Source organism: Streptomyces sp. NPDC054765 (genome assembly GCF_053612065.1).
In genome coordinates this window covers 56,160-74,500 of record NZ_JBSHBP010000009.1, presented here as the reverse complement: position 1 = coordinate 74,500, position 18,341 = coordinate 56,160, and the positions used below count along the sequence as shown (strand labels likewise).

Genomic DNA, 18,341 nt, shown 5'->3' with positions numbered 1-18,341 from the left:
ACACCGTCCATATAGGAAAACAGCCCTCCCTCGCGCAGGAGCACCGGATGACGGACGCCAAGCACAGCCTCACCATCACCGAGGTCCGGCTCACCCCGATCCTGGTGGCCGATCCGCCGCTGCTGAACACCCAGGGAGTGCACCAGCCGTACACCCCGCGTCTGATCATCGAGCTGACCACCGGGGCCGGTGTCACCGGCCTGGGCGAGACCTACGGGGACACCGCCTACCTGGATCTGGCCCGGCCGCTGGCCAGTGCGCTGATCGGCCGGCCGGTCACGGACCTGAACGCACTGCCCGCGCTGGCCGCCGAGGTGTGCGGGGATTCACCGGCCGCCGGCGGGGCCGACGCCGTGGACGCCGGCGGGCTGCGCGGTGTCCGGACCGCCGACAAGCTGCGGCTGTCCGTCCTCTCCGGCTTCGAGGTCGCCTGCCTGGACGCCTGGGGCCGGTCCGCCGGACTGCCCGTACACGCCCTGCTCGGCGGCAAGGTCCGAGACCGCGTGGAGTTCAGCGCCTACCTCTTCTACCGCTGGGACGGGCACCCCGGCGGCCGCGGGGAGCGCGACGACTGGGGAGCGGCGCTCGACCCCGCCGGCGTCGTCGCTCAGGCCCGCCGGTTCGCCGACACCTACGGCTTCACGTCCTTCAAGCTCAAGGGCGGCGTCTTCGCGCCCGCGCAGGAGATCGCGGCGGTCCGGGCGCTGGCCGCCGAGTTCCCCGGGCAGCCGCTGCGGCTCGACCCCAACGGCGCCTGGAGCGTACCCACGTCGCTGACGGTCGCCCACGAGCTGCGGGACGTCCTGGAGTACCTGGAGGACCCGGTGAGCGGTACGGACCGGATGGCGCAGGTCGCGGCCGGCACACCGCTCCCCCTGGCCACGAACATGTGCGTGACGACCTTCGACGAGATCGCCGGGGCGTTCACCCGGGACGCCGTGCAGATCGTGCTCTGCGACCACCACTACTGGGGCGGGCTGCGCCGCACCCGTGAACTCGCCGCCGTCTGCCGCGCCTTCGGCGTCGGCCTGTCCATGCACTCCAACACCCACCTGGGCATCAGCCTCGCCGCGATGACCCAGGTGGCCGCCACCGTGCCCCACCTCGATCACGCCTGCGACACCCACTACCCCTGGCAGACCGAGGACGTCCTCACCGAACGGCTCACCTTCCGCGACGGCCGGCTGGACGTCAGCGATGCCCCCGGCCTCGGCGTCACCCTCGACCAAGACCGGCTCGCCGTACTGCACCGCCGCTGGCTGGCCGACGACGGCGCGCTGCGCGACCGCGACGACGCAGCGGCGATGCGGCGCGCCGACCCGGACTGGGTCACCCCCGCCATCCCCCGCTGGTGACCCCTGGGGCCGCGGCGGACACCACGAGCGGGCCGCGGGCGGCGGCCCCGGCCGCAGATCACGGACCTGGCCGAGATCCTGTGCGTGATGGCCCGGCACGCGTACGGTGAGGCACGGCTCAGTGGCGGTGCGCCACAGTGGTCCCGTACGTGATCTTTGAAAGGGGCTGTCCCGATGGCACAGGAAGTGCGCGGCGTCATTGCGCCGGGGAAGAACGAACCGGTCCGGCTGGAGACCATCCTGGTGCCGGATCCGGGTCCCGGCGAGGCCGTGGTGAAGATTCAGGCGTGCGGGGTGTGCCACACCGACCTGCACTACAAGCAGGGCGCCATCAACGACGACTTCCCGTTCCTGCTCGGGCACGAGGCGGCCGGTGTCGTGGAGTCGGTCGGCGACGGGGTCACCGAAGTGGCGCCGGGGGACTTCGTCATCCTCAACTGGCGTGCGGTGTGCGGCCAGTGCCGGGCGTGTCTGCGCGGCCGCCCCCAGTACTGCTTCGATACCCACAACGCCCGGCAGAAGATGACGCTGAAGGACGGCACGGAGCTGTCCCCGGCGCTGGGCATCGGCGCCTTCGCCGACAAGACGCTGGTCGCCGCCGGACAGTGCACCAAGGTCGACCCCGGGGTCTCGCCCGCGGTCGCCGGGCTGCTGGGCTGCGGGGTGATGGCGGGCATCGGCGCGGCCCTCAACACCGGCAACGTGGGGCGCGGCGACTCGGTCGCGGTCATCGGCTGCGGCGGTGTCGGCGACGCCGCCGTGGCCGGCGCCCGGCTGGCCGGAGCCGTCCGGATCATCGCGGTGGACATCGACGACCGCAAGCTGGAGACCGCGCGCTCCATGGGCGCCACCCATACGGTCAACTCCCGCGCCACCGACCCCGTCGAGGCGGTCCGTGAGCTGACCGGCGGCTTCGGCGCGGACGTCGTCATCGACGCGGTCGGCCGCCCCGAGACCTACCGGCAGGCGTTCTACGCCCGCGACCTGGCCGGCACCGTCGTCCTGGTCGGCGTCCCCACCCCGGACATGACCCTGGAACTTCCCCTCCTGGACTTCTTCGGCCGCGGCGGCGCCCTCAAGTCCTCCTGGTACGGCGACTGTCTGCCCTCCCGCGACTTCCCGATGCTGGTCGAGCTGCATCTGCAGGGCCGGATCGACCTGGGGGCGTTCGTCACCGAGACCATCGGCATCGAGGACGTGGAGCAGGCCTTCACCCGGATGCAGTCGGGCGACGTCCTGCGTTCGGTGGTGACGCTCTGATGGCCGCCCGCATCGACCACCTGGTCACCTCCGGGACCTTCTCCCTCGACGGCGGCACCTGGGACGTCGACAACAACGTATGGATCGTCGGCGATGACGACGAGGCGATCGTCATCGACGCCGCCCATGACGCCGACGCCATCCTCGAAGCCCTCGGCGGCCGGACGCTGCGCGCGATCGTCTGCACCCATGGCCACAACGACCACATCGACGCGGCCCCGGCGCTGGCCTCCCGTACGGGCGCCCGGATCCATCTGCACCCCGCCGACCTGCCGTTGTGGAAGATGACCCACCCGGACACCGCGCCGGACGCGGAGCTGGCGGACGGCCAGGTGCTGACCATCGCCGGTACGGACCTGACCGTGCTGCACACCCCGGGCCATGCGCCCGGCGCGGTCTGCCTCCACGCGCCCGAGCTGGGCACCGTCTTCACCGGCGACACCCTCTTCCAGGGCGGCCCCGGTGCCACCGGCCGCTCCTTCTCGGACTTCCCCACCATCGTGGCCTCGATCCGGGACCGGCTGCTGACCCTGCCGCCACAGACGCAGGTCCGCACCGGACACGGCGATGCGACGACGATCGGAGCGGAGGCCCCGCATCTGGAGGAGTGGCTCGGGCGGGGCCACTAAGGGCACGGGCGCACACATCCCGTAGGGGTCGCGGGCGCCCCCTGCGGGGCCACAACGCGGCGGGGGCGGATGGTATTCCGTGGCGGCCACACGCCTCCGTGGCCTCACGCCTCCGTGGCCTCGCGTCCTCACGGCCCCGCGGCCTCACGCCTCCGTGGCCGCCCGCTGCAGAATACGGGCGGCCACCGCGGGGGAGTCCACCAGCGGATGCAGCGCCAGCGCCCGCAGCGCGGCGCCGCGGTCCTTGAAGGTCGCGGCCTCCACCGTCGCCCGCTCCACCGCCTTGACCTGCAACATCAGCCCCAACTGGTCCTCGCGCAGCGGCGCGCAGGGCAGCGGCCGGGCGCCCTGCGCGCTCACCTCGCACACCGTCTCCACGATCGCGTCCGGCGCCAGCTGCGGCACCGTCGTCCCGTTGCGGACGTTGAGGATCAGCCGCGTCCCGCTGTCGCCCACGATGGCGTGCATCAACGCCAGCGCCACCCGGTCGTAGCCGCCGCCCTCCAGGTCGTGACTGTCGCGCTGCCAGCCGCCACTGGCCTCCCTGCTGTGCGCCATGTACGTCTCCTCGCGCTCCAGCCGGGTGCGCTCCCACAGCGCGTACGCCCCCTCCGGGCCGCCGGCCGCCGCGGCCCGCTCGAAGAAGCCGCCCTGCTGCTGGTCGAGGAATTCGCCGCGGGTCTCCGCGGTGTCCCGTACGGAGTCCAGGGTCTCGCGGCGGAAGTAGTAGTAGTGCAGATACTCGTTGGGCAGCGCGCCCAGGGTCCGCAGCCAGTCGGCGCCGAAGAGCCGGCCCTCCTCGAAGGAGCCCAGCGCGGCATCGTCGGCGAGCAGCCCCGGCAGCAGCTCGGCGCCGTCCACCGTCAACGACCGCAGCCAGCCGAGGTGGTTGAGTCCCACGTAGTCGTAACCGGAGCGGGCCGGGTCCCCGAGCGCGGCCGGGTCCGCGCCGGCCGCCCGCGCCGCCCGGCGCACCAGCCCCACCGGCGAATCGCAGATCCCGATGACGCGGTCGCCGAGCACCTGGGACATCGCCTCGGTGACCATGCCCGCGGGGTTGGTGAAGTTGATGACCCAGGCCCCCGGGGCGAGCGCCGCGACCCGCTCGGCGATGTGCAGCGCCACCGGGATAGTCCGCAGACCGTAGAGGACACCGCCCGCGCCGACCGTCTCCTGGCCGAGCACCCCCTCGGACAGCGGAATCCGCTCGTCACGTATCCGGCCGGCCGTACCGCCCACCCGGATCGCCGAGAAGACGAAGGCGGCGCCGGCCAGCGCGTCGTCCAGCCCGTCCGCGACCCGTACCGGCACCGGCGCCGGATGCCCCTGCGCCAGTCGCGCCAGCACCTCGGCGATCACCGCCACCCGGCGCGGATCGGAGTCGTGCAGCACCACCTCGGAGACGGAGTGTGCCGGGTCGTCCAGCAGTGCGCGGTAGACCAGCGGCACCCGGAAGCCGCCCCCGCCGAGAATCGTCAGCCTCATGGGGCGGAACGTACCGCAGCATCAGGCACACTGGCGGCACGTGCCGATACGAGAGGAGCGAGCACGTGAGCAGCCGACGCGATGACCTTCCGCCCGCGGGCCCGGCCGCGGTGCCACCGGCCCTCGATCCGCTGGCAGGGGTGCGCGCCCCCGGCGATCCGCGCACGGACGTCTACCTCACCGGCACGGTCTTCCTGGACATCATCTTCACCGGCCTGGATTCCGCGCCGGTCCGCGGCACCGAATCCTGGGCCCGCGGCATGGGTTCCAGCCCCGGCGGCGTCGCCAACATGGCCACCGCACTGGCCCGGCTCGGGCTGCGCACCTCGCTCGCCGCCGCGTTCGGCGACGACCACTACGGGGAGTACTGCTGGGAGGCGCTCGAACAGGGCGAGGGCATCGACCTGGCCCCGTCCCGCACCGTCCCCGGCTGGCACTCCCCGGTCACCGTCTCCATGGCGTACGAGGGCGAGCGCACGATGGTCTCGCACGGCCATGAGGCACCACTGCCCGATTCCGCCTTCGACGGCAAGCACGCCCCGGGCTGCCCACCGCCCTCCCGCGCCTGCATCGCCTCGCTGGTCCCGGGCCGGCGGGAAGGCTGGCTGGGCTGCGCCGCGGGCCGCGGCAGCCGCATCTTCGCGGACGTGGGCTGGGACGACACCGGCCGCTGGGACCCGGCCGACCTCGCCGACCTCGAACACTGCGAGGCGTTCCTGCCCAACGCCGAGGAGGCGATGCGCTACACCCGCACGGACTGCCCGCGCGCCGCCGCCCGCCGGCTCGCCGAACGGGTGCCCCTCGCGGTGGTCACGCTGGGTGCACAGGGCGCCTACGCGGTGGACGGGCGGACCGGTGAGAGCGCCGAGGTGCCCGCCATCGCCGTGGAAGCACTGGACCCGACCGGCGCCGGGGACGTCTTCGTCGCCGGGTTCGTCACCGGCACCCTCGCCGACTGGCCGCTCACCGACCGGCTCGCCTTCGCGGGGCTGAGCGCCGCGCTGTCCGTGCAGGAATTCGGCGGCTCGCTGTCCGCGCCGGGCTGGGCCGAGATCGCCTCCTGGTGGCAGCAGGTGCGGGGCTGTGAGGCGGGCGCGCCGGGGGCGCTGCGCCGCCAGTACGCCTTCCTGGACGAGGTGCTGCCCGCGGCCTACCGGCCCGCCCCGCTGGCCCGCGCCGTCCCGACGATCGGCTTCCGCCGCCCGGCCTGAGCGGTCCGGGGACCGGCCCGCGACCGCCCCGGGCCGTGACCGGCCACGCCCCGGGGCCGGGCCGGGGCCACCCCGGCCGCCCCTGTCCGGCAGGAAAAGCCCTCGGGCTTGTCAGTGCCCCGTCGTACTCTTGTATCCCAAGGAGTCGGGTGCAGGTCGAGTGCAGACAGGCACCTCATACGAGCAAAGGATGGGGGTTGAGCAGGCCACCGAGCCGCCCCATGACTCAGACACCTACGCAACCGCAGGCGCGCGCCCAGTTCACCGTCCCGGCCAAACACCCGATGGTCACGGTCCTGGGATCCGGAGACTCCCTTCTGCGCGTGATCGAAAAAGCCTTCCCGGCGACCGACATCCACGTCCGGGGCAACGAAGTCAGCGCGGTCGGCGACGCCGGGGAAGTCGCCCTCGTCCAGCGCCTCTTCGACGAGATGATGCTGGTGCTCCGCACCGGACAACCGATGACGGAGGACGCAGTGGAACGCTCCATCGCCATGCTGCGCGCGGCGGAGGACGGCGAGGGAGCGGTGAGTGAGACGCCCGCCGAGGTGCTCACCCAGAACATCCTGTCCAACCGCGGCCGCACGATCCGGCCCAAGACCCTCAACCAGAAGCGCTATGTCGACGCCATCGACGAGCACACCGTGGTCTTCGGCATCGGCCCGGCCGGCACCGGCAAGACGTATCTCGCGATGGCCAAGGCCGTGCAGGCGCTGCAGGCCAAGCAGGTCAACCGCATCATCCTGACCCGCCCCGCGGTCGAGGCCGGCGAACGGCTCGGCTTCCTGCCCGGCACCCTCTACGAAAAGATCGACCCGTATCTGCGCCCGCTCTACGACGCGCTGCACGACATGCTCGACCCCGACTCCATCCCGCGTCTGATGGCCGCGGGCACGATCGAGGTCGCGCCGCTGGCTTATATGCGGGGAAGGACGCTCAATGACGCGTTCATCATCCTCGACGAGGCGCAGAACACGAACCCCGAGCAGATGAAGATGTTCCTCACCCGTCTCGGCTTCGAATCGAAGATCGTCATCACCGGCGATGTCACCCAGGTCGACCTTCCGGGCGGCACGAAGAGCGGTCTGCGCCAGGTCCGGGAGATCCTGGACGGTGTCGACGATGTGCATTTCTCCCTGCTCACCAGCCAGGACGTGGTCCGCCACAAACTGGTCGGCCGTATCGTCGACGCTTACGAGAAGTTCGACAGCCGCAACGGCACGTGAGTCCCAGCCGGCCGGTGCATCCGGCCGGCCGCGCGCACGGCCCGCGCCCAGCAACCAGAAGCGAGAAGCAACGCCCCCATGTCCATCGACGTCAACAACGAGTCCGGCACGGACATCGACGAGCAGTCCATCCTGGATGTCGCCCGCTACGCCGTCGCCCGGATGCGTATCCACCCGCTCTCCGAGCTGTCCGTGATTGTCGTGGACGCCGAGGCCATGGAGCAGCTCCACCTCCAGTGGATGGACCTGCCGGGACCGACCGATGTCATGTCCTTCCCGATGGACGAGCTGCGTCCGCCGGCCAAGGACGACGAGGAGCCCCCGCAGGGGCTCCTCGGTGACATCGTGCTGTGCCCGGAGGTCGCCAAGAAGCAGGGCGAGGAGGCCCCGACCGGTCACAGCATGGACGAGGAGCTCCAGCTGCTCACCGTCCACGGCGTGCTCCACCTCCTCGGCTACGACCACGAGGAGCCGGACGAGAAGGCCGAGATGTTCGGTCTGCAGGCGGCGATCATCGACGGCTGGCGCACCGAGCAGGGCCACACCGGCCCTTCGCCGGCCCCCACCGTGACCTGACGGGACACCCGATGACCACCCAGCTGATCGCGGTCGCGGTCCTGCTCGTCGTGATCGCCTGGCTCGCCGCCTGCGCGGAGGCGGGCCTGGCCCGTACGACCAGCTTCCGGGCCGAGGAAGCCGTCCGCTCCGGCCGCCGCGGCAGCGCCGGGCTCGCCGCCGTCGCCGCCGATCCCACCCGCTATCTCAACGTCGCGCTGCTGGTGCGGGTCGGCTGCGAGATGGCCGCGGGTGTCCTGGTCACCTACGCCTGTCTGCGGTCGTTCGACAAGACGTGGCAGGCGCTGACCGTCGCCATCGCCGTGATGGTGCTGGTCTCCTATGTCGCCGTCGGCGTCTCGCCGCGGACGATCGGCCGCCAGCATCCGCTGAACACCGCAACCGCCGCGGCCTATGTGCTGCTGCCGCTGGCCCGCATCATGGGCCCCGTCCCGCAGCTGCTGATCCTCCTGGGCAACGCCCTCACGCCCGGCAAGGGCTTCCGCAAGGGCCCGTTCGCCTCCGAGGCCGAGCTGCGCTCGCTGGTCGACCTCGCGGAGCAGGAGTCGCTGATCGAGGACGAGGAGCGCCGGATGGTGCACTCCGTCTTCCAGCTCGGCGACACCCTCGTCCGCGAGGTGATGGTGCCGCGGACGGATCTGGTCGCCGTCGAGCGCTTCAAGACCATCCGCCAGGCGCTGACCCTCGCCCTGCGCTCGGGCTTCTCCCGGATCCCGGTGACCGGCGAGAACGAGGACGATGTCGTCGGCGTGGTCTACGTCAAGGACCTCGCCCGCAAGGTCCACATCTCCCGCGACGCCGAGAATGAACTCGTCTCCACGGCCATGCGCCCCGCCGTCTTCGTCCCGGACACGAAGAATGCCGGTGATCTGCTGCGTGAAATGCAGCAGGACCGCAATCATGTCGCGGTGGTCATCGATGAATACGGCGGCACCGCCGGCATTGTCACCATCGAGGACATTCTGGAAGAGATCGTCGGCGAGATCACCGATGAATACGACCGTGAACTCCCGCCCGTCGAGGATCTCGGCGCCGGCCGCTATCGCGTCACCGCCCGGCTGGACATCGGCGACCTCGGTGAGCTGTACGGTCTGGCCGAGCTGGACGACGAGGATGTGGAGACGGTCGGCGGTCTGCTGGCCAAGCTCCTCGGCCGGGTCCCGATCGCCGGTGCCACCGCCGAGGTCGACCTCTCCGATGACGCGTCCGATCCGGGCCTGAAGGGGCTCCGGCTGACCGCGGAATCATCGGGCGGCCGGCGCAACAAGATCATCACGGTGCTGTGCGAGCCGGTGCGTCCCGAGGGCGCGAGCGCGTCCGGGGAGCCGTGGGCGGGCGGCCGTTTCGCCGGCTGAACGCTCAGGGAATTCGATGCGTAATTCCTTGCGGCGGTGGGAATAATTATCGCCGCCGCACTCCACGCGGTTACTTATCTCTAGTGCACCGGAAATGTTCTGCAAATCATTTCCGAGGGGTCTGGATTCCGTGGTGCACCGCATGGAAAGATCTTCAGGCGGTCGCGGAGAGCGCGGTCGCCATGCGTGAGCGAAATCGCGAGAGCAATCGCGAGACCGATCGCGGGAGAAATCTCGCCGCGCAGGCTGCCCCGGTGCGGGGGTCCGGGGCAGCCACCTCTTCCGTCGGCCGTGGCGCGGCGCCCGGACCGTCCGCAGCCCGGCGATACGGCGGAGCGGCGGTGGCCGCCCCTTTCCGCCGGGCCCGGCCGCCCCGCATATGCTCGCCCGTATGAGCGAAGCCGCACCGCTGGACCCGGAAGACCGCAAGATCATCACGCTCGCCCGCTCGGCGCGGGCCCGTAACGGTGTGCCCGAGGGCGCCGCCGTGCGCGACGAGACCGGCCGCACCTATGTCGCCGGCACCGTCGCCCTGGACTCACTGCAGCTCAGCGCGCTGCAGACGGCCGTCGCCATGGCCGTCGCCAGCGGGGCCACGTCCCTGGAGGCCGCGGCCGTGGTCACCGACGCCGAGCGCGCCACCGACGCGGACCGCGCGGCCGTACGCGACCTCGGCGGGCCCGCGACGCCTGTCCTGGTCGCGGGCCCCGACGGCACCCTGCGCGGCACCGTTCCGGCCGGCGACGCACAGGCCTGAGCGCGCGAAGCCGTACGACGGGTGTGCGGGGCGGCCCACCGGCATCGGCGGCCCACCGGCATCGGCGGCCCACCGGCATCGGCGGGCCGCCCGCGCCGGCCGGCGGCGGGCCGGGCGCTGCGGCCGGGTGGTCGGAGCCGCGCCCGGGATCGGGGAGAATGGGCGCCATGAGCGTTCGTACAGAGTCCTCCGCAGCGCACCGCGCCGGCTTCGCCTGCTTCGTCGGCCGCCCCAACGCGGGCAAGTCCACCCTCACGAACGCTCTCGTCGGCACGAAGGTGGCCATCACCTCCAACCGCCCGCAGACCACCCGCCACACGGTCCGCGGCATCGTGCACCGCCCCGAGGCGCAGCTGGTCCTGGTCGACACCCCTGGCCTGCACAAGCCGCGCACGCTGCTGGGCGAGCGGCTGAACGACGTCGTACGGACCACCTGGTCCGAGGTGGACGTCATCGGCTTCTGTCTGCCCGCCGACCAGAAGCTCGGCCCCGGCGACCGCTATATCGCGGGCGAGCTGGCCGAGATCAAGAAGACCCCCAAGGTCGCCATCGTCACCAAGACCGACCTGGTCGACTCCAAGGCGCTGGCCGCCCAGCTGATCGCCATCGACCAGCTCGGCAAGGAGCTGGGCATCGAGTGGGCCGAGATCATCCCGGTCTCGGCGGTCGGCGACAACCAGGTCGGGCTGCTCGCCGACCTCCTGGTGCCGATGCTCCCGGAGAGCCCCCCGCTCTACCCCGAGGGCGATCTCACCGACGAGCCCGAGCAGGTCATGGTCGCCGAGCTGATCCGCGAGGCCGCGCTGGAGGGTGTCCGCGACGAACTGCCGCACTCCATCGCCGTCGTCGTCGAGGAGATGCTCCCGCGCGAGGACCGCCCCGCCGACAAGCCCCTCCTGGACATCCACGCGAACGTCTACATCGAGCGCCCCAGCCAGAAGGGGATCATCATCGGCCCCAAGGGCAAGCGCCTGAAGGATGTCGGCATCAAGTCCCGCAAGCACATCGAGGCCCTGCTCGGCACGCCGGTCTTCCTGGACCTGCACGTCAAGGTCGCCAAGGACTGGCAGCGCGACCCCAAGCAGCTGCGCAAGCTGGGCTTCTGAGCCCGGCCCGGCGCCCGGGGCCGGCGGGCCGGTCCGGCCGCTACGCCACGCCCCGGATCCTGCGCACCAGCAGCGCCCCCACCAGCCCCACCACCGCCGCGACGGCGTACAGCATCCGGTAGCCGCCGAGGTGGTGCACGATCGGCGCGGCCAGTGCCGGGGCGGCCACCTGGGGCAGCGAGTTGGCGATATTGATGACGCCCATGTCCTTGCCGCGGTGCGCGGCGGCCGGCAGCACCTCCGTCATCAGCGCGAAGTCGACGGAGGTGAAGACGCCGAATCCCACCCCGAGCAGCGCCGCGGCGCACAGCGCCCCCGTCCAGGTCTGCCACCCGGCCAGCAGCCCGGTCGCCACCGCCATGATCACCCCGGACCACAGCACGAACGGCTGCCGCCGCCCGACCCGGTCCGACCAGAAACCCCCGACGACGACCGTCCCCAGCAGGGTCACGCCGTTGACGGCGGTCAGCACCAGCACCCCGCCCCCCGGGTCCGGCCGGTGCAGCACATCCCGCAGGTAGTACAGCAGGTACAGCAGGGCCAGCCCGTTGCCGAGGTTGAGCAGGAACCGGGTCAGCCAGGCCCAGCCCAGATCGGGATGGCGGCGCGGGCTGATCCAGAACCCGGCGAGCAGGATCCGTACGCTCAGTGCCGGGCGCCGCCCGGCCGGCAGCACCATGTCCCGGTGCAGCAGCACATACGGGAGGGTGCCCAGCAGCGCGAAGCCGGCGCAGGCGAGATAGCCCGCGGTCACGCCGCCCGCGGCCGTCGCCAGGCCCGTACCGGCCACCACGCCCAGGATCTGCGCGGCGCCCAGCCAGCCGCCCACCGCCCCGCGCTGCCGGTGCGGCACCCGGTCGGGCACCGCCGCCGTGATCGCCGCGAACGCCGCATTGAGGGTGAGCTGCACCAGACACCAGCCCAGCGCCATCGCGGGCACCGTGTCCGCCCCCGCCAGCAGTACGAGCGCGCCGGCCCCGCCCGCGACCCCCGCGACGATCCACGGGGTACGCCGCCCGAAGCGCGAGGCCGTACGGTCCGACAGCGCCCCGAACAGCGGGTTGGACACCATCGAGACGGCGGCCCCCGTCGCCGTCACCCATGCGAGCACCGACTCCTTGGACGTTCCCGGCGGCGCGAGCTCCGCCGCCTGCAGGGCGAGCAGGATCTGCAGCGGCCCGTACCACCCGGCCCAGATCGCCCCGTTGGCCAGCGACAGCGCGGCGGTCCAGCCGCGCCCGGCCGGCTCCGACGGCTCCGTGAGCGCCTCGGGAGCCGCGGGTGTGCTCATCCCCGGCCCTGCTCCCGCAGCACATCCCGCAGCCAGTGGTACGAGGCCTTGGGCGTCCGCTCCAGGGTCGCGTAGTCGACATGCACCAGACCGAAGCGCCGGGCGTACCCCTCCGCCCACTCGAAGTTGTCCATCAGCGACCACACGAAGTACCCGCGGACGTCCACCCCGGCCGCCATCGCCGCATGCAACGCCCGCAGGTGCCCGTCCAGGAACGCGATCCGCTCGCGGTCCTCGATCCCCTCGTAGGAGCAGCCGTTCTCGGTGATCACGACGGGTGGCAGCCGGTCCCCGTACCGCTCCCGGAACGACACCAGCAGCTCGGTCAGCGCCTCCGGCACCACCGGCCACCCGAAGTCGGTCCGCGGATACCCTTCGATCTCCCGGGGCGCAAAGGGCAGTTCCGGCGGAAGCCGGATCCCGCCGAAGTCGGCCGCCCCGGCGCCGTCCGCCGTAGGGGCGCCCACCAGCGTCGGCTGGTAGTAGTTGATCCCGTACCAGTCCAGCGGCTGCGAGATGACCTTCAGGTCCTCGGCGACCGGCCCCGGCAGCAGCGCCGCCAGCCCCTCGTCCGGATACCGCCCCAGCAGCACCGGCTCCGCGAACAGCCGGTTGAGCAGCAGGTCGTAGAGACCGGCCGCCGTGGTGTCCGCCTCCGACGTGCTCGCCGTCCAGGTCGGCCCGTGGGAGTTGGCGATACCGATGTCCGCCGCCCCGCGGGCCCGCAGCGCCTGCACGGCCAGCCCGTGCCCCAGCAGCTGGTGATGCGCCGCGGGCAGCGCCTCGAACAGCAGCTGCCGCCCCGGTGCGTGCTGTCCCAGCCCGTACCCCAGCAAGGTCACCTCGGCGGGCTCGTTGAGCGTGATCCAGCGCTCCACCCGGTCCCCGAGCCGTCCCGCCACCACGTCCGCATACGCCGCGAAGCGCTCGGCGGTCTCCCGTACGAGCCAGCCGCCGCGCTCCTCCAGCGCCTGCGGGGTGTCCCAGTGGAAGAGCGTCGGCACGGGGGCGACCCCCGCCGCCAGCAACGCGTCCACCAGCCGGTCGTAGAAGTCCAGCCCGGCCTTGTTGACCGGCCCGTCCCCGTCCGGCACCACCCGCGGCCAGGCCACCGAGAAGCGGTACGCTCCGACCCCGAGCGCCTGTAGCAGCCGCACGTCCTGCGGGTACCGGTGGTAGTGGTCGGTCGCCACCCGGGCATCCGAGCCGTCCTTGATGCGCCCGGCCTGCGCGGCGAAGACGTCCCATGCGGACCGCCCCCGCCCGTCTTCCGCCACCGCCCCCTCGATCTGCGCGGCGGAGGTGGACACCCCCCACACGAAGTCACGGGGGAAGCGGGGCAGGGGCGTGGGGGAGACCGGCACCGTTGTCATGTGGCGGATCTTTGTGACCGCCGGTAACAGTGTCAAGAGGCAGTCGGTGTGCGGCAGTTGGGGCGCGAGGGGCTGCCGGTGCCGGCGGGCGGTGGGGCGCGGGGGCGCCCCGGCCGCTACGCCCCTTCCTTCATCACCTTGGTGATCAGCGTCCGCTGTTCGTCCGTGAGCCGCGGATCGGCGCAGTACACCGTCCGCCCGTCGACCGTGATCCGGTAGCTGAAGCCGTCCGGGACTCCGACGGGTGGCTCGGTGCGGGCGGTGGCGACGGCGCGTTCGGCGAGGGACTGCCAGTCGTGGGCATCGGGGCGGCCCGAGGTGTCGACCTCGGCGCGGCGGTCGATGCCCGCAAAGCCACCGGTGCGGTGAACATGAATACGCATAACGGACTCCTCCGACGTCTCCGACGGACTTCTACCCCGTACGGTCGCGTTCACCGTGCGCGGTGCGGGCGCGGCTGCCGGCGACACCCGCACCGCGGACCTCGTGGCGCCGCTACTTGGGGGTCACGCCGACCTGCGTCCAGGCCTTGACCATCGCCTCGTGCTCGTCGCCGGCGCCGAAGCGGGCCTGGGCGGCCTTGACGGTGAGCCCGGCGAAGTCGGCGAACTGGGCATTCGTGGTGAGCTTGCCGCCGGTCAGGACGTCGTACCAGACCTGTCCGGCCCGCTCCCAGGCCTTGCCGCCGAGGGCGGTGGCGGCCAGGTAGAAGGCGTGGTTGGGGATACCGGAGTTGATGTGGACGCCGCCGTTGTCGTCGGTGGTGCGGACGTAGCCCTTCATCGTGGCGGGCTGCGGGTCCTTGCCCAGGACGTCGTCGTCGTACGCGGTGCCCGGGGCCTTCATCGAGCGCAGCGCCTTGCCGGTGACGTTCGGGCCGAGGAGGTCGGCGCCGATCAGCCAGTCGGCCTGGTCGGCGGTCTGCCCGAGGGCGTACTGCTTGATCAGCACGCCGAAGACGTCGGAGACGGACTCGTTGAGGGCGCCGGACTGGCCGTCGTAGGTGAGGTTGGCGGTGTACTGCGTGACGCCGTGGGTGAGTTCGTGGCCGATGACGTCGACGGGGATGGTGAAGTCCTTGAACAGGTCGCCGTCGCCGTCGCCGAAGACCATCCGCTGGCCGTCCCAGAAGGCGTTGTCGTACTTCTGGCCATAGTGGACGGTCGCATCGAGCGGCAGGCCGGCGCCGTCGATGGACTTGCGGCCGTAGGCCTTGAGGTAGAGCTCGAAGGTGGCGCCGAGTCCGGCGTGGGCGCGGTTGACGGAGGCGTCCTTGGCGGGGCCGTCCGACTCCGCGTGCACCTTGTGACCGGGCAGGGTCTCCTGGTGGCGGGCGTCGTAGATGGTGCGGTGGGGCTTGTCGGTGGCGGCGCCGGGCTCGCCGGGGGTGAGGCCGCGGGCCGCGATCTCGCGGCGCTGGGTACGCCGTGCGTGGTCGTGCTCCAGGGTGCGGCGGGCGGGTTCGTGCCGGGCCGGGTCGTCGGACTGTGCCAGGTTGTCGAGGATGTGCGGCGGGATGATCGTGCAGAAGACGGGGGTGTGGCAGGTGGCGGGATCCGGCTGTGCGTCATTGAGGTCCATGGACAAACGGTGGCACTGTGTGATGCGGCTGTCACTGCCTGCGGCCGAAATTCCCGAAAAAGTGTGGTTGGTCGCAATTGGGGAACAACGTCCGTCCGGTCCCGCATACTGATACGCGACCGCCACACGGGCCGTACCTCGGCTAAGGTGCTGTGCATCATGCATTTCGGGCTGCTTCTCCTTAGCTGCCGCGGCGAGGGCCTGTAGTCGTAGGCCGACCCCCTCCCCGCGGAGTTCGGTGTTGCGATCTTTTCGCCCCGTCGGCCTCTCCCTGGCTCCCGAGGAGCAGGGGGACCCCCAGCGGACACACGAGGAGCCCCACGCACCATGACGAATCCGTCGAGCCCCGCAGACAGCGCCGTCGGCCGCCCCACCCCGGTCACCAATGCGACGCAGCTGCAGCGGCCCTCCGGGATGCCGGTCCACAAGTACGGCCGCTACGAAGCCGTCGACATCCCCGACCGTACGTGGCCGGACAACCGCATCACGGTCGCGCCCCGCTGGCTGTCGACCGACCTGCGGGACGGCAATCAGGCACTGATCGACCCGATGTCGCCGGCCCGCAAGCGCGAGATGTTCGATCTGCTGGTGCGCATGGGCTACAAGGAGATCGAGGTCGGTTTCCCGTCCTCCGGTGAGACGGACTTCGCGTTCGTCCGCTCGATCATCGAAGAGGGCGCGATCCCCGAGGACGTGACGATCTCCGTCCTGACGCAGGCCCGCGAGGAGCTGATCGAGCGCACCGTCGAGTCGCTGCGCGGCGCCCACCGCGCCACCGTCCACCTGTACAACGCCACCGCCCCGGTCTTCCGCCGGGTCGTCTTCCGCGGCTCGAAGGAGCAGGTCAAGCAGATCGCCGTGGACGGCACCCGGCTGGTCATGGAGTACGCCGACAAGATCCTGGGCGACGAGACGATCTTCGGCTACCAGTACAGCCCGGAGATCTTCACCGACACCGAGCTGGACTTCGCGCTGGAGGTCTGCGAGGCGGTGATGGACGTCTGGCAGCCCGAGGAGGGCCGCGAGATCATCCTGAACCTGCCCGCCACCGTCGAGCGCTCCACGCCGTCCACGCACGCCGACCGCTTCGAGTGGATGTCGCGCCACCTGTCCCGCCGCGAGCACGTATGCCTGTCGGTGCACCCGCACAACGACCGCGGTACGGCCGTGGCCGCCGCCGAGCTGGCGATCATGGCCGGCGCTGACCGCATCGAGGGCTGCCTGTTCGGGCAGGGTGAGCGCACCGGCAACGTCGACCTGGTGACGCTGGGCATGAACCTGTTCTCCCAGGGCGTCGACCCGCAGATCGACTTCTCGCAGATCGACGAGGTCCGTCGGACGAGCGAGTACTGCAACCAGATGGAGGTCCACCCGCGCCACCCCTACGCGGGCGACCTGGTCTACACCGCCTTCTCCGGCTCCCACCAGGACGCCATCAAGAAGGGCTTCGACGCCATGGAGGCCGAGGCGAAGGCCGCCGGCAAGACCGTGGACGAGATCGAGTGGGCGGTGCCGTACCTGCCCATCGACCCCAAGGACGTCGGCCGCTCCTACGAGGCCGTCATCCGCGTCAACTCGCAGTCCGGCAAGGGCGGTATCGCCTACGTCCTGAAGAACGACCACAAGCTGGACCTGCCGCGCCGGATGCAGATCGAGTTCTCCCGGATCATCCAGGAGAAGACCGACTCCGAGGGCGGCGAGGTCACCCCGGCCGCCATCTGGTCCGCCTTCCAGGACGAGTACCTGCCCAACCCCGAGAACCCGTGGGGCCGCATCCAGGTCAAGACCGGTCAGACCACGACCGACCGGGACGGTATCGACGCGCTCACCGTCGAGGCGGTCGTCGACGGCCAGGACACCGTCTTGACGGGCGCCGGCAACGGCCCCATCTCGGCCTTCTTCGACGCGCTCCAGGGCATCGGCATTGACGTACGCCTGCTGGACTACCAGGAGCACACGATGAGCGAAGGAGCCTCCGCGCAGGCCGCCTCGTACATCGAGTGCGCGATCGGCGACAAGGTGCTGTGGGGCATCGGCATCGACCCGAACACCACCCGTGCCTCGCTGAAGGCGGTCGTCTCCGCGGTCAACCGCGCAGGTCGCTGACCCGGCCGCAGCCCACTGCGCACGGCGCCCCCGTAGCTCACACGGAGCTGCGGGGGCGCACTGCGTGCCCCCGAGCCCGCGGCGCCGACCTCGCAAGCCCGCCGAGCCCCGGTCCCCGTAGCGCGTACCACGGGCTCCGCCCCGCTCCCCTCGGACGGGCGGAGCCGTTCACCTTCCGGCCAATGTCCGGTACGAGAGGCTGACGCCGCATCAAGGATGTGGCTAACATCACGTCCACTAGGGGGCGGGGTCATGGGGGCACTTCCCGTGCCGTGAGGGCTACGGGTGACTACGGAGGGCTGACGCGATGCACAAGATGTGTGTGATGGGCGTGCGCACGTCCTGGCGTACCGTCGCCGACGGTGAATTCTTCTGCCCGGACTGCGGCGGGGACCGCAACTACCGGCGCCGGAGCGGCCAGCGCCGCCTCACCGTCCTCGGCATCCCGGTCCTCTCCCGCGGGGTCACCGGCCCCGTCGTGGAGTGCTCCGCCTGCCACGGCCACTTCGGTCTGGACGCCCTCGACCACCCCACCACCGTCCGCTTCTCCGCGATGCTCCGGGACGCCGTCCACACCGTCACTCTCGCCGTGCTGGCCGCCGGCGGTACGTCCTCCCGCGCGGTCCGCGACGCCGCCGTCGAGACGGTCCGCGCGGCCGGCTTCGCGGACTGCTCCGAGGACCACCTCCTCACCCTCCTCGCCGCCCTCGCCGCCGAAACCGGTCGGCTGTCCGGCACCTACGACGCGGTCACCGGCGGCCACTTCGGCCACCACGGCCTCGACCCCTGCGGCACCGCGCTGGCCATAGAGCTCCATGAGTCCCTGGAGCCGCTCGCCCCGCACCTCGCGCCCGCGGGCCGCGAATCGCTGCTCCTCCAGGGCGCCCGGATCGCCCTCGCCGACGGCTCCTACAGCCCCGCCGAACACGAAGTACTCGCTACGGTCGGCAGCGCCCTGATGCTCAGCACGGGCGATACGGAACGGCTGCTGGCGGCGGCCCGCACACCGTCCTGAGCGCAGTGACCCGCG

Annotated in this window: 16 protein-coding genes; 11 read left to right on the top strand and 5 right to left on the bottom strand. The window is 71.6% G+C overall.

The window, feature by feature from the left end:
- The first annotated feature begins 47 nt into the window (after window positions 1-47).
- The 3 genes from ACWGJY_RS08700 to ACWGJY_RS08690 all read left to right on the top strand — a co-directional run bounded on the left by ACWGJY_RS08700 (window position 48) and on the right by ACWGJY_RS08690 (window position 3,244).
- Window positions 48-1,355 carry a glucarate dehydratase family protein gene (locus tag ACWGJY_RS08700; RefSeq protein ID WP_453260058.1) on the top strand — a complete coding sequence of 436 codons (1,308 nt, stop codon included), beginning with the start codon at window positions 48-50 and terminating at the stop codon, window positions 1,353-1,355.
- Window positions 1,356-1,529: 174 nt separating this feature from the next.
- Window positions 1,530-2,615, top strand: coding sequence for an S-(hydroxymethyl)mycothiol dehydrogenase (locus ACWGJY_RS08695; RefSeq protein ID WP_453260057.1), 1,086 nt, complete (start codon window positions 1,530-1,532; stop codon window positions 2,613-2,615).
- Complete coding sequence (locus ACWGJY_RS08690) at window positions 2,615-3,244, top strand: MBL fold metallo-hydrolase (protein WP_453260056.1); 630 nt, start codon at window positions 2,615-2,617, stop codon at window positions 3,242-3,244. The genes ACWGJY_RS08695 and ACWGJY_RS08690 overlap by 1 nt, the downstream gene beginning before the upstream one ends.
- A gap of 144 nt (window positions 3,245-3,388) precedes the next feature.
- On the opposite strand, the gene ACWGJY_RS08685 is transcribed toward ACWGJY_RS08690, so the two are convergent.
- Entirely contained in the window at window positions 3,389-4,729 is a 1,341-nt protein-coding gene (locus ACWGJY_RS08685; RefSeq protein ID WP_453260055.1) for a family 4 glycosyl hydrolase, read from the bottom strand.
- A gap of 65 nt (window positions 4,730-4,794) precedes the next feature.
- Between ACWGJY_RS08685 and ACWGJY_RS08680 the strand changes: the two genes are divergently transcribed.
- From ACWGJY_RS08680 to era, 6 genes are all read left to right on the top strand, one after another.
- A complete protein-coding gene (locus ACWGJY_RS08680; protein WP_453260054.1) occupies window positions 4,795-5,940 on the top strand; it encodes a carbohydrate kinase family protein in 1,146 nt (381 codons plus the stop codon).
- 221 nt (window positions 5,941-6,161) lie between these two features.
- Entirely contained in the window at window positions 6,162-7,166 is a 1,005-nt protein-coding gene (locus tag ACWGJY_RS08675) for a PhoH family protein (protein ID WP_453260053.1), read from the top strand.
- Window positions 7,167-7,244: 78 nt separating this feature from the next.
- Complete coding sequence (ybeY, locus tag ACWGJY_RS08670) at window positions 7,245-7,742, top strand: rRNA maturation RNase YbeY (RefSeq protein ID WP_453260052.1); 498 nt, start codon at window positions 7,245-7,247, stop codon at window positions 7,740-7,742.
- Between the two features lie 11 nt (window positions 7,743-7,753).
- A complete protein-coding gene (locus ACWGJY_RS08665) occupies window positions 7,754-9,097 on the top strand; it encodes a hemolysin family protein (RefSeq protein ID WP_453260051.1) in 1,344 nt (447 codons plus the stop codon).
- 391 nt (window positions 9,098-9,488) lie between these two features.
- Window positions 9,489-9,854: a cytidine deaminase gene (locus ACWGJY_RS08660; RefSeq protein WP_453260050.1), complete on the top strand. Its 366-nt coding sequence runs from the start codon at window positions 9,489-9,491 to the stop codon at window positions 9,852-9,854.
- A gap of 158 nt (window positions 9,855-10,012) precedes the next feature.
- A complete protein-coding gene (era, locus tag ACWGJY_RS08655; RefSeq protein ID WP_453260049.1) occupies window positions 10,013-10,960 on the top strand; it encodes a GTPase Era in 948 nt (315 codons plus the stop codon).
- Window positions 10,961-11,000: 40 nt separating this feature from the next.
- On the opposite strand, the gene ACWGJY_RS08650 is transcribed toward era, so the two are convergent.
- The 4 genes from ACWGJY_RS08650 to ACWGJY_RS08635 form a co-directional block, all read right to left on the bottom strand.
- Window positions 11,001-12,251: an MFS transporter gene (locus tag ACWGJY_RS08650; RefSeq protein ID WP_453260048.1), complete on the bottom strand. Its 1,251-nt coding sequence runs from the start codon at window positions 12,249-12,251 to the stop codon at window positions 11,001-11,003.
- Window positions 12,248-13,624, bottom strand: a complete 1,377-nt coding sequence (locus ACWGJY_RS08645) for a GH1 family beta-glucosidase (RefSeq protein WP_453260047.1) — start codon at window positions 13,622-13,624, stop codon at window positions 12,248-12,250. The genes ACWGJY_RS08650 and ACWGJY_RS08645 overlap by 4 nt, the downstream gene beginning before the upstream one ends.
- 116 nt (window positions 13,625-13,740) lie before the next feature.
- Complete coding sequence (locus ACWGJY_RS08640; RefSeq protein ID WP_453260046.1) at window positions 13,741-14,007, bottom strand: protealysin inhibitor emfourin; 267 nt, start codon at window positions 14,005-14,007, stop codon at window positions 13,741-13,743.
- Window positions 14,008-14,119: 112 nt separating this feature from the next.
- The gene (locus ACWGJY_RS08635; RefSeq protein ID WP_453260045.1) at window positions 14,120-15,205 is read right to left on the bottom strand and encodes a M4 family metallopeptidase; all 1,086 of its coding nucleotides are present in this window, start codon (window positions 15,203-15,205) and stop codon (window positions 14,120-14,122) included.
- A gap of 327 nt (window positions 15,206-15,532) precedes the next feature.
- On the opposite strand from ACWGJY_RS08635, the gene leuA reads away from it, so the two are divergent.
- Both leuA and ACWGJY_RS08625 read left to right on the top strand, forming a co-directional pair.
- Window positions 15,533-17,311 carry a 2-isopropylmalate synthase gene (gene leuA, locus ACWGJY_RS08630; RefSeq protein ID WP_453260044.1) on the top strand — a complete coding sequence of 593 codons (1,779 nt, stop codon included), beginning with the start codon at window positions 15,533-15,535 and terminating at the stop codon, window positions 17,309-17,311.
- A 307-nt stretch (window positions 17,312-17,618) separates the two neighbouring features.
- Window positions 17,619-18,326: a TerB family tellurite resistance protein gene (locus tag ACWGJY_RS08625; protein ID WP_453260043.1), complete on the top strand. Its 708-nt coding sequence runs from the start codon at window positions 17,619-17,621 to the stop codon at window positions 18,324-18,326.
- Window positions 18,327-18,341: the final 15 nt, after the last annotated feature.

Excerpts from the sequence above, each read along its gene's own strand:
- ACWGJY_RS08700 (WP_453260058.1), top strand. The coding sequence starts at position 48 with ATGACGGACGCCAAGCACAGCCTCACCATCACCGAGGTCCGGCTCACC.
- ACWGJY_RS08695 (WP_453260057.1), top strand. The coding sequence starts at position 1,530 with ATGGCACAGGAAGTGCGCGGCGTCATTGCGCCGGGGAAGAACGAACCG.
- ACWGJY_RS08690 (WP_453260056.1), top strand. The coding sequence starts at position 2,615 with ATGGCCGCCCGCATCGACCACCTGGTCACCTCCGGGACCTTCTCCCTC.
- ACWGJY_RS08685 (WP_453260055.1), bottom strand. The coding sequence starts at position 4,729 with ATGAGGCTGACGATTCTCGGCGGGGGCGGCTTCCGGGTGCCGCTGGTC.
- ACWGJY_RS08675 (WP_453260053.1), top strand. The coding sequence starts at position 6,162 with ATGACTCAGACACCTACGCAACCGCAGGCGCGCGCCCAGTTCACCGTC.
- ybeY (WP_453260052.1), top strand. The coding sequence starts at position 7,245 with ATGTCCATCGACGTCAACAACGAGTCCGGCACGGACATCGACGAGCAG.
- ACWGJY_RS08665 (WP_453260051.1), top strand. The coding sequence starts at position 7,754 with ATGACCACCCAGCTGATCGCGGTCGCGGTCCTGCTCGTCGTGATCGCC.
- ACWGJY_RS08660 (WP_453260050.1), top strand. The coding sequence starts at position 9,489 with ATGAGCGAAGCCGCACCGCTGGACCCGGAAGACCGCAAGATCATCACG.
- era (WP_453260049.1), top strand. The coding sequence starts at position 10,013 with ATGGGCGCCATGAGCGTTCGTACAGAGTCCTCCGCAGCGCACCGCGCC.
- ACWGJY_RS08650 (WP_453260048.1), bottom strand. The coding sequence starts at position 12,251 with ATGAGCACACCCGCGGCTCCCGAGGCGCTCACGGAGCCGTCGGAGCCG.
- ACWGJY_RS08645 (WP_453260047.1), bottom strand. The coding sequence starts at position 13,624 with ATGACAACGGTGCCGGTCTCCCCCACGCCCCTGCCCCGCTTCCCCCGT.
- ACWGJY_RS08640 (WP_453260046.1), bottom strand. The coding sequence starts at position 14,007 with ATGCGTATTCATGTTCACCGCACCGGTGGCTTTGCGGGCATCGACCGC.
- ACWGJY_RS08635 (WP_453260045.1), bottom strand. The coding sequence starts at position 15,205 with ATGGACCTCAATGACGCACAGCCGGATCCCGCCACCTGCCACACCCCC.
- leuA (WP_453260044.1), top strand. The coding sequence starts at position 15,533 with ATGACGAATCCGTCGAGCCCCGCAGACAGCGCCGTCGGCCGCCCCACC.
- ACWGJY_RS08625 (WP_453260043.1), top strand. The coding sequence starts at position 17,619 with ATGCACAAGATGTGTGTGATGGGCGTGCGCACGTCCTGGCGTACCGTC.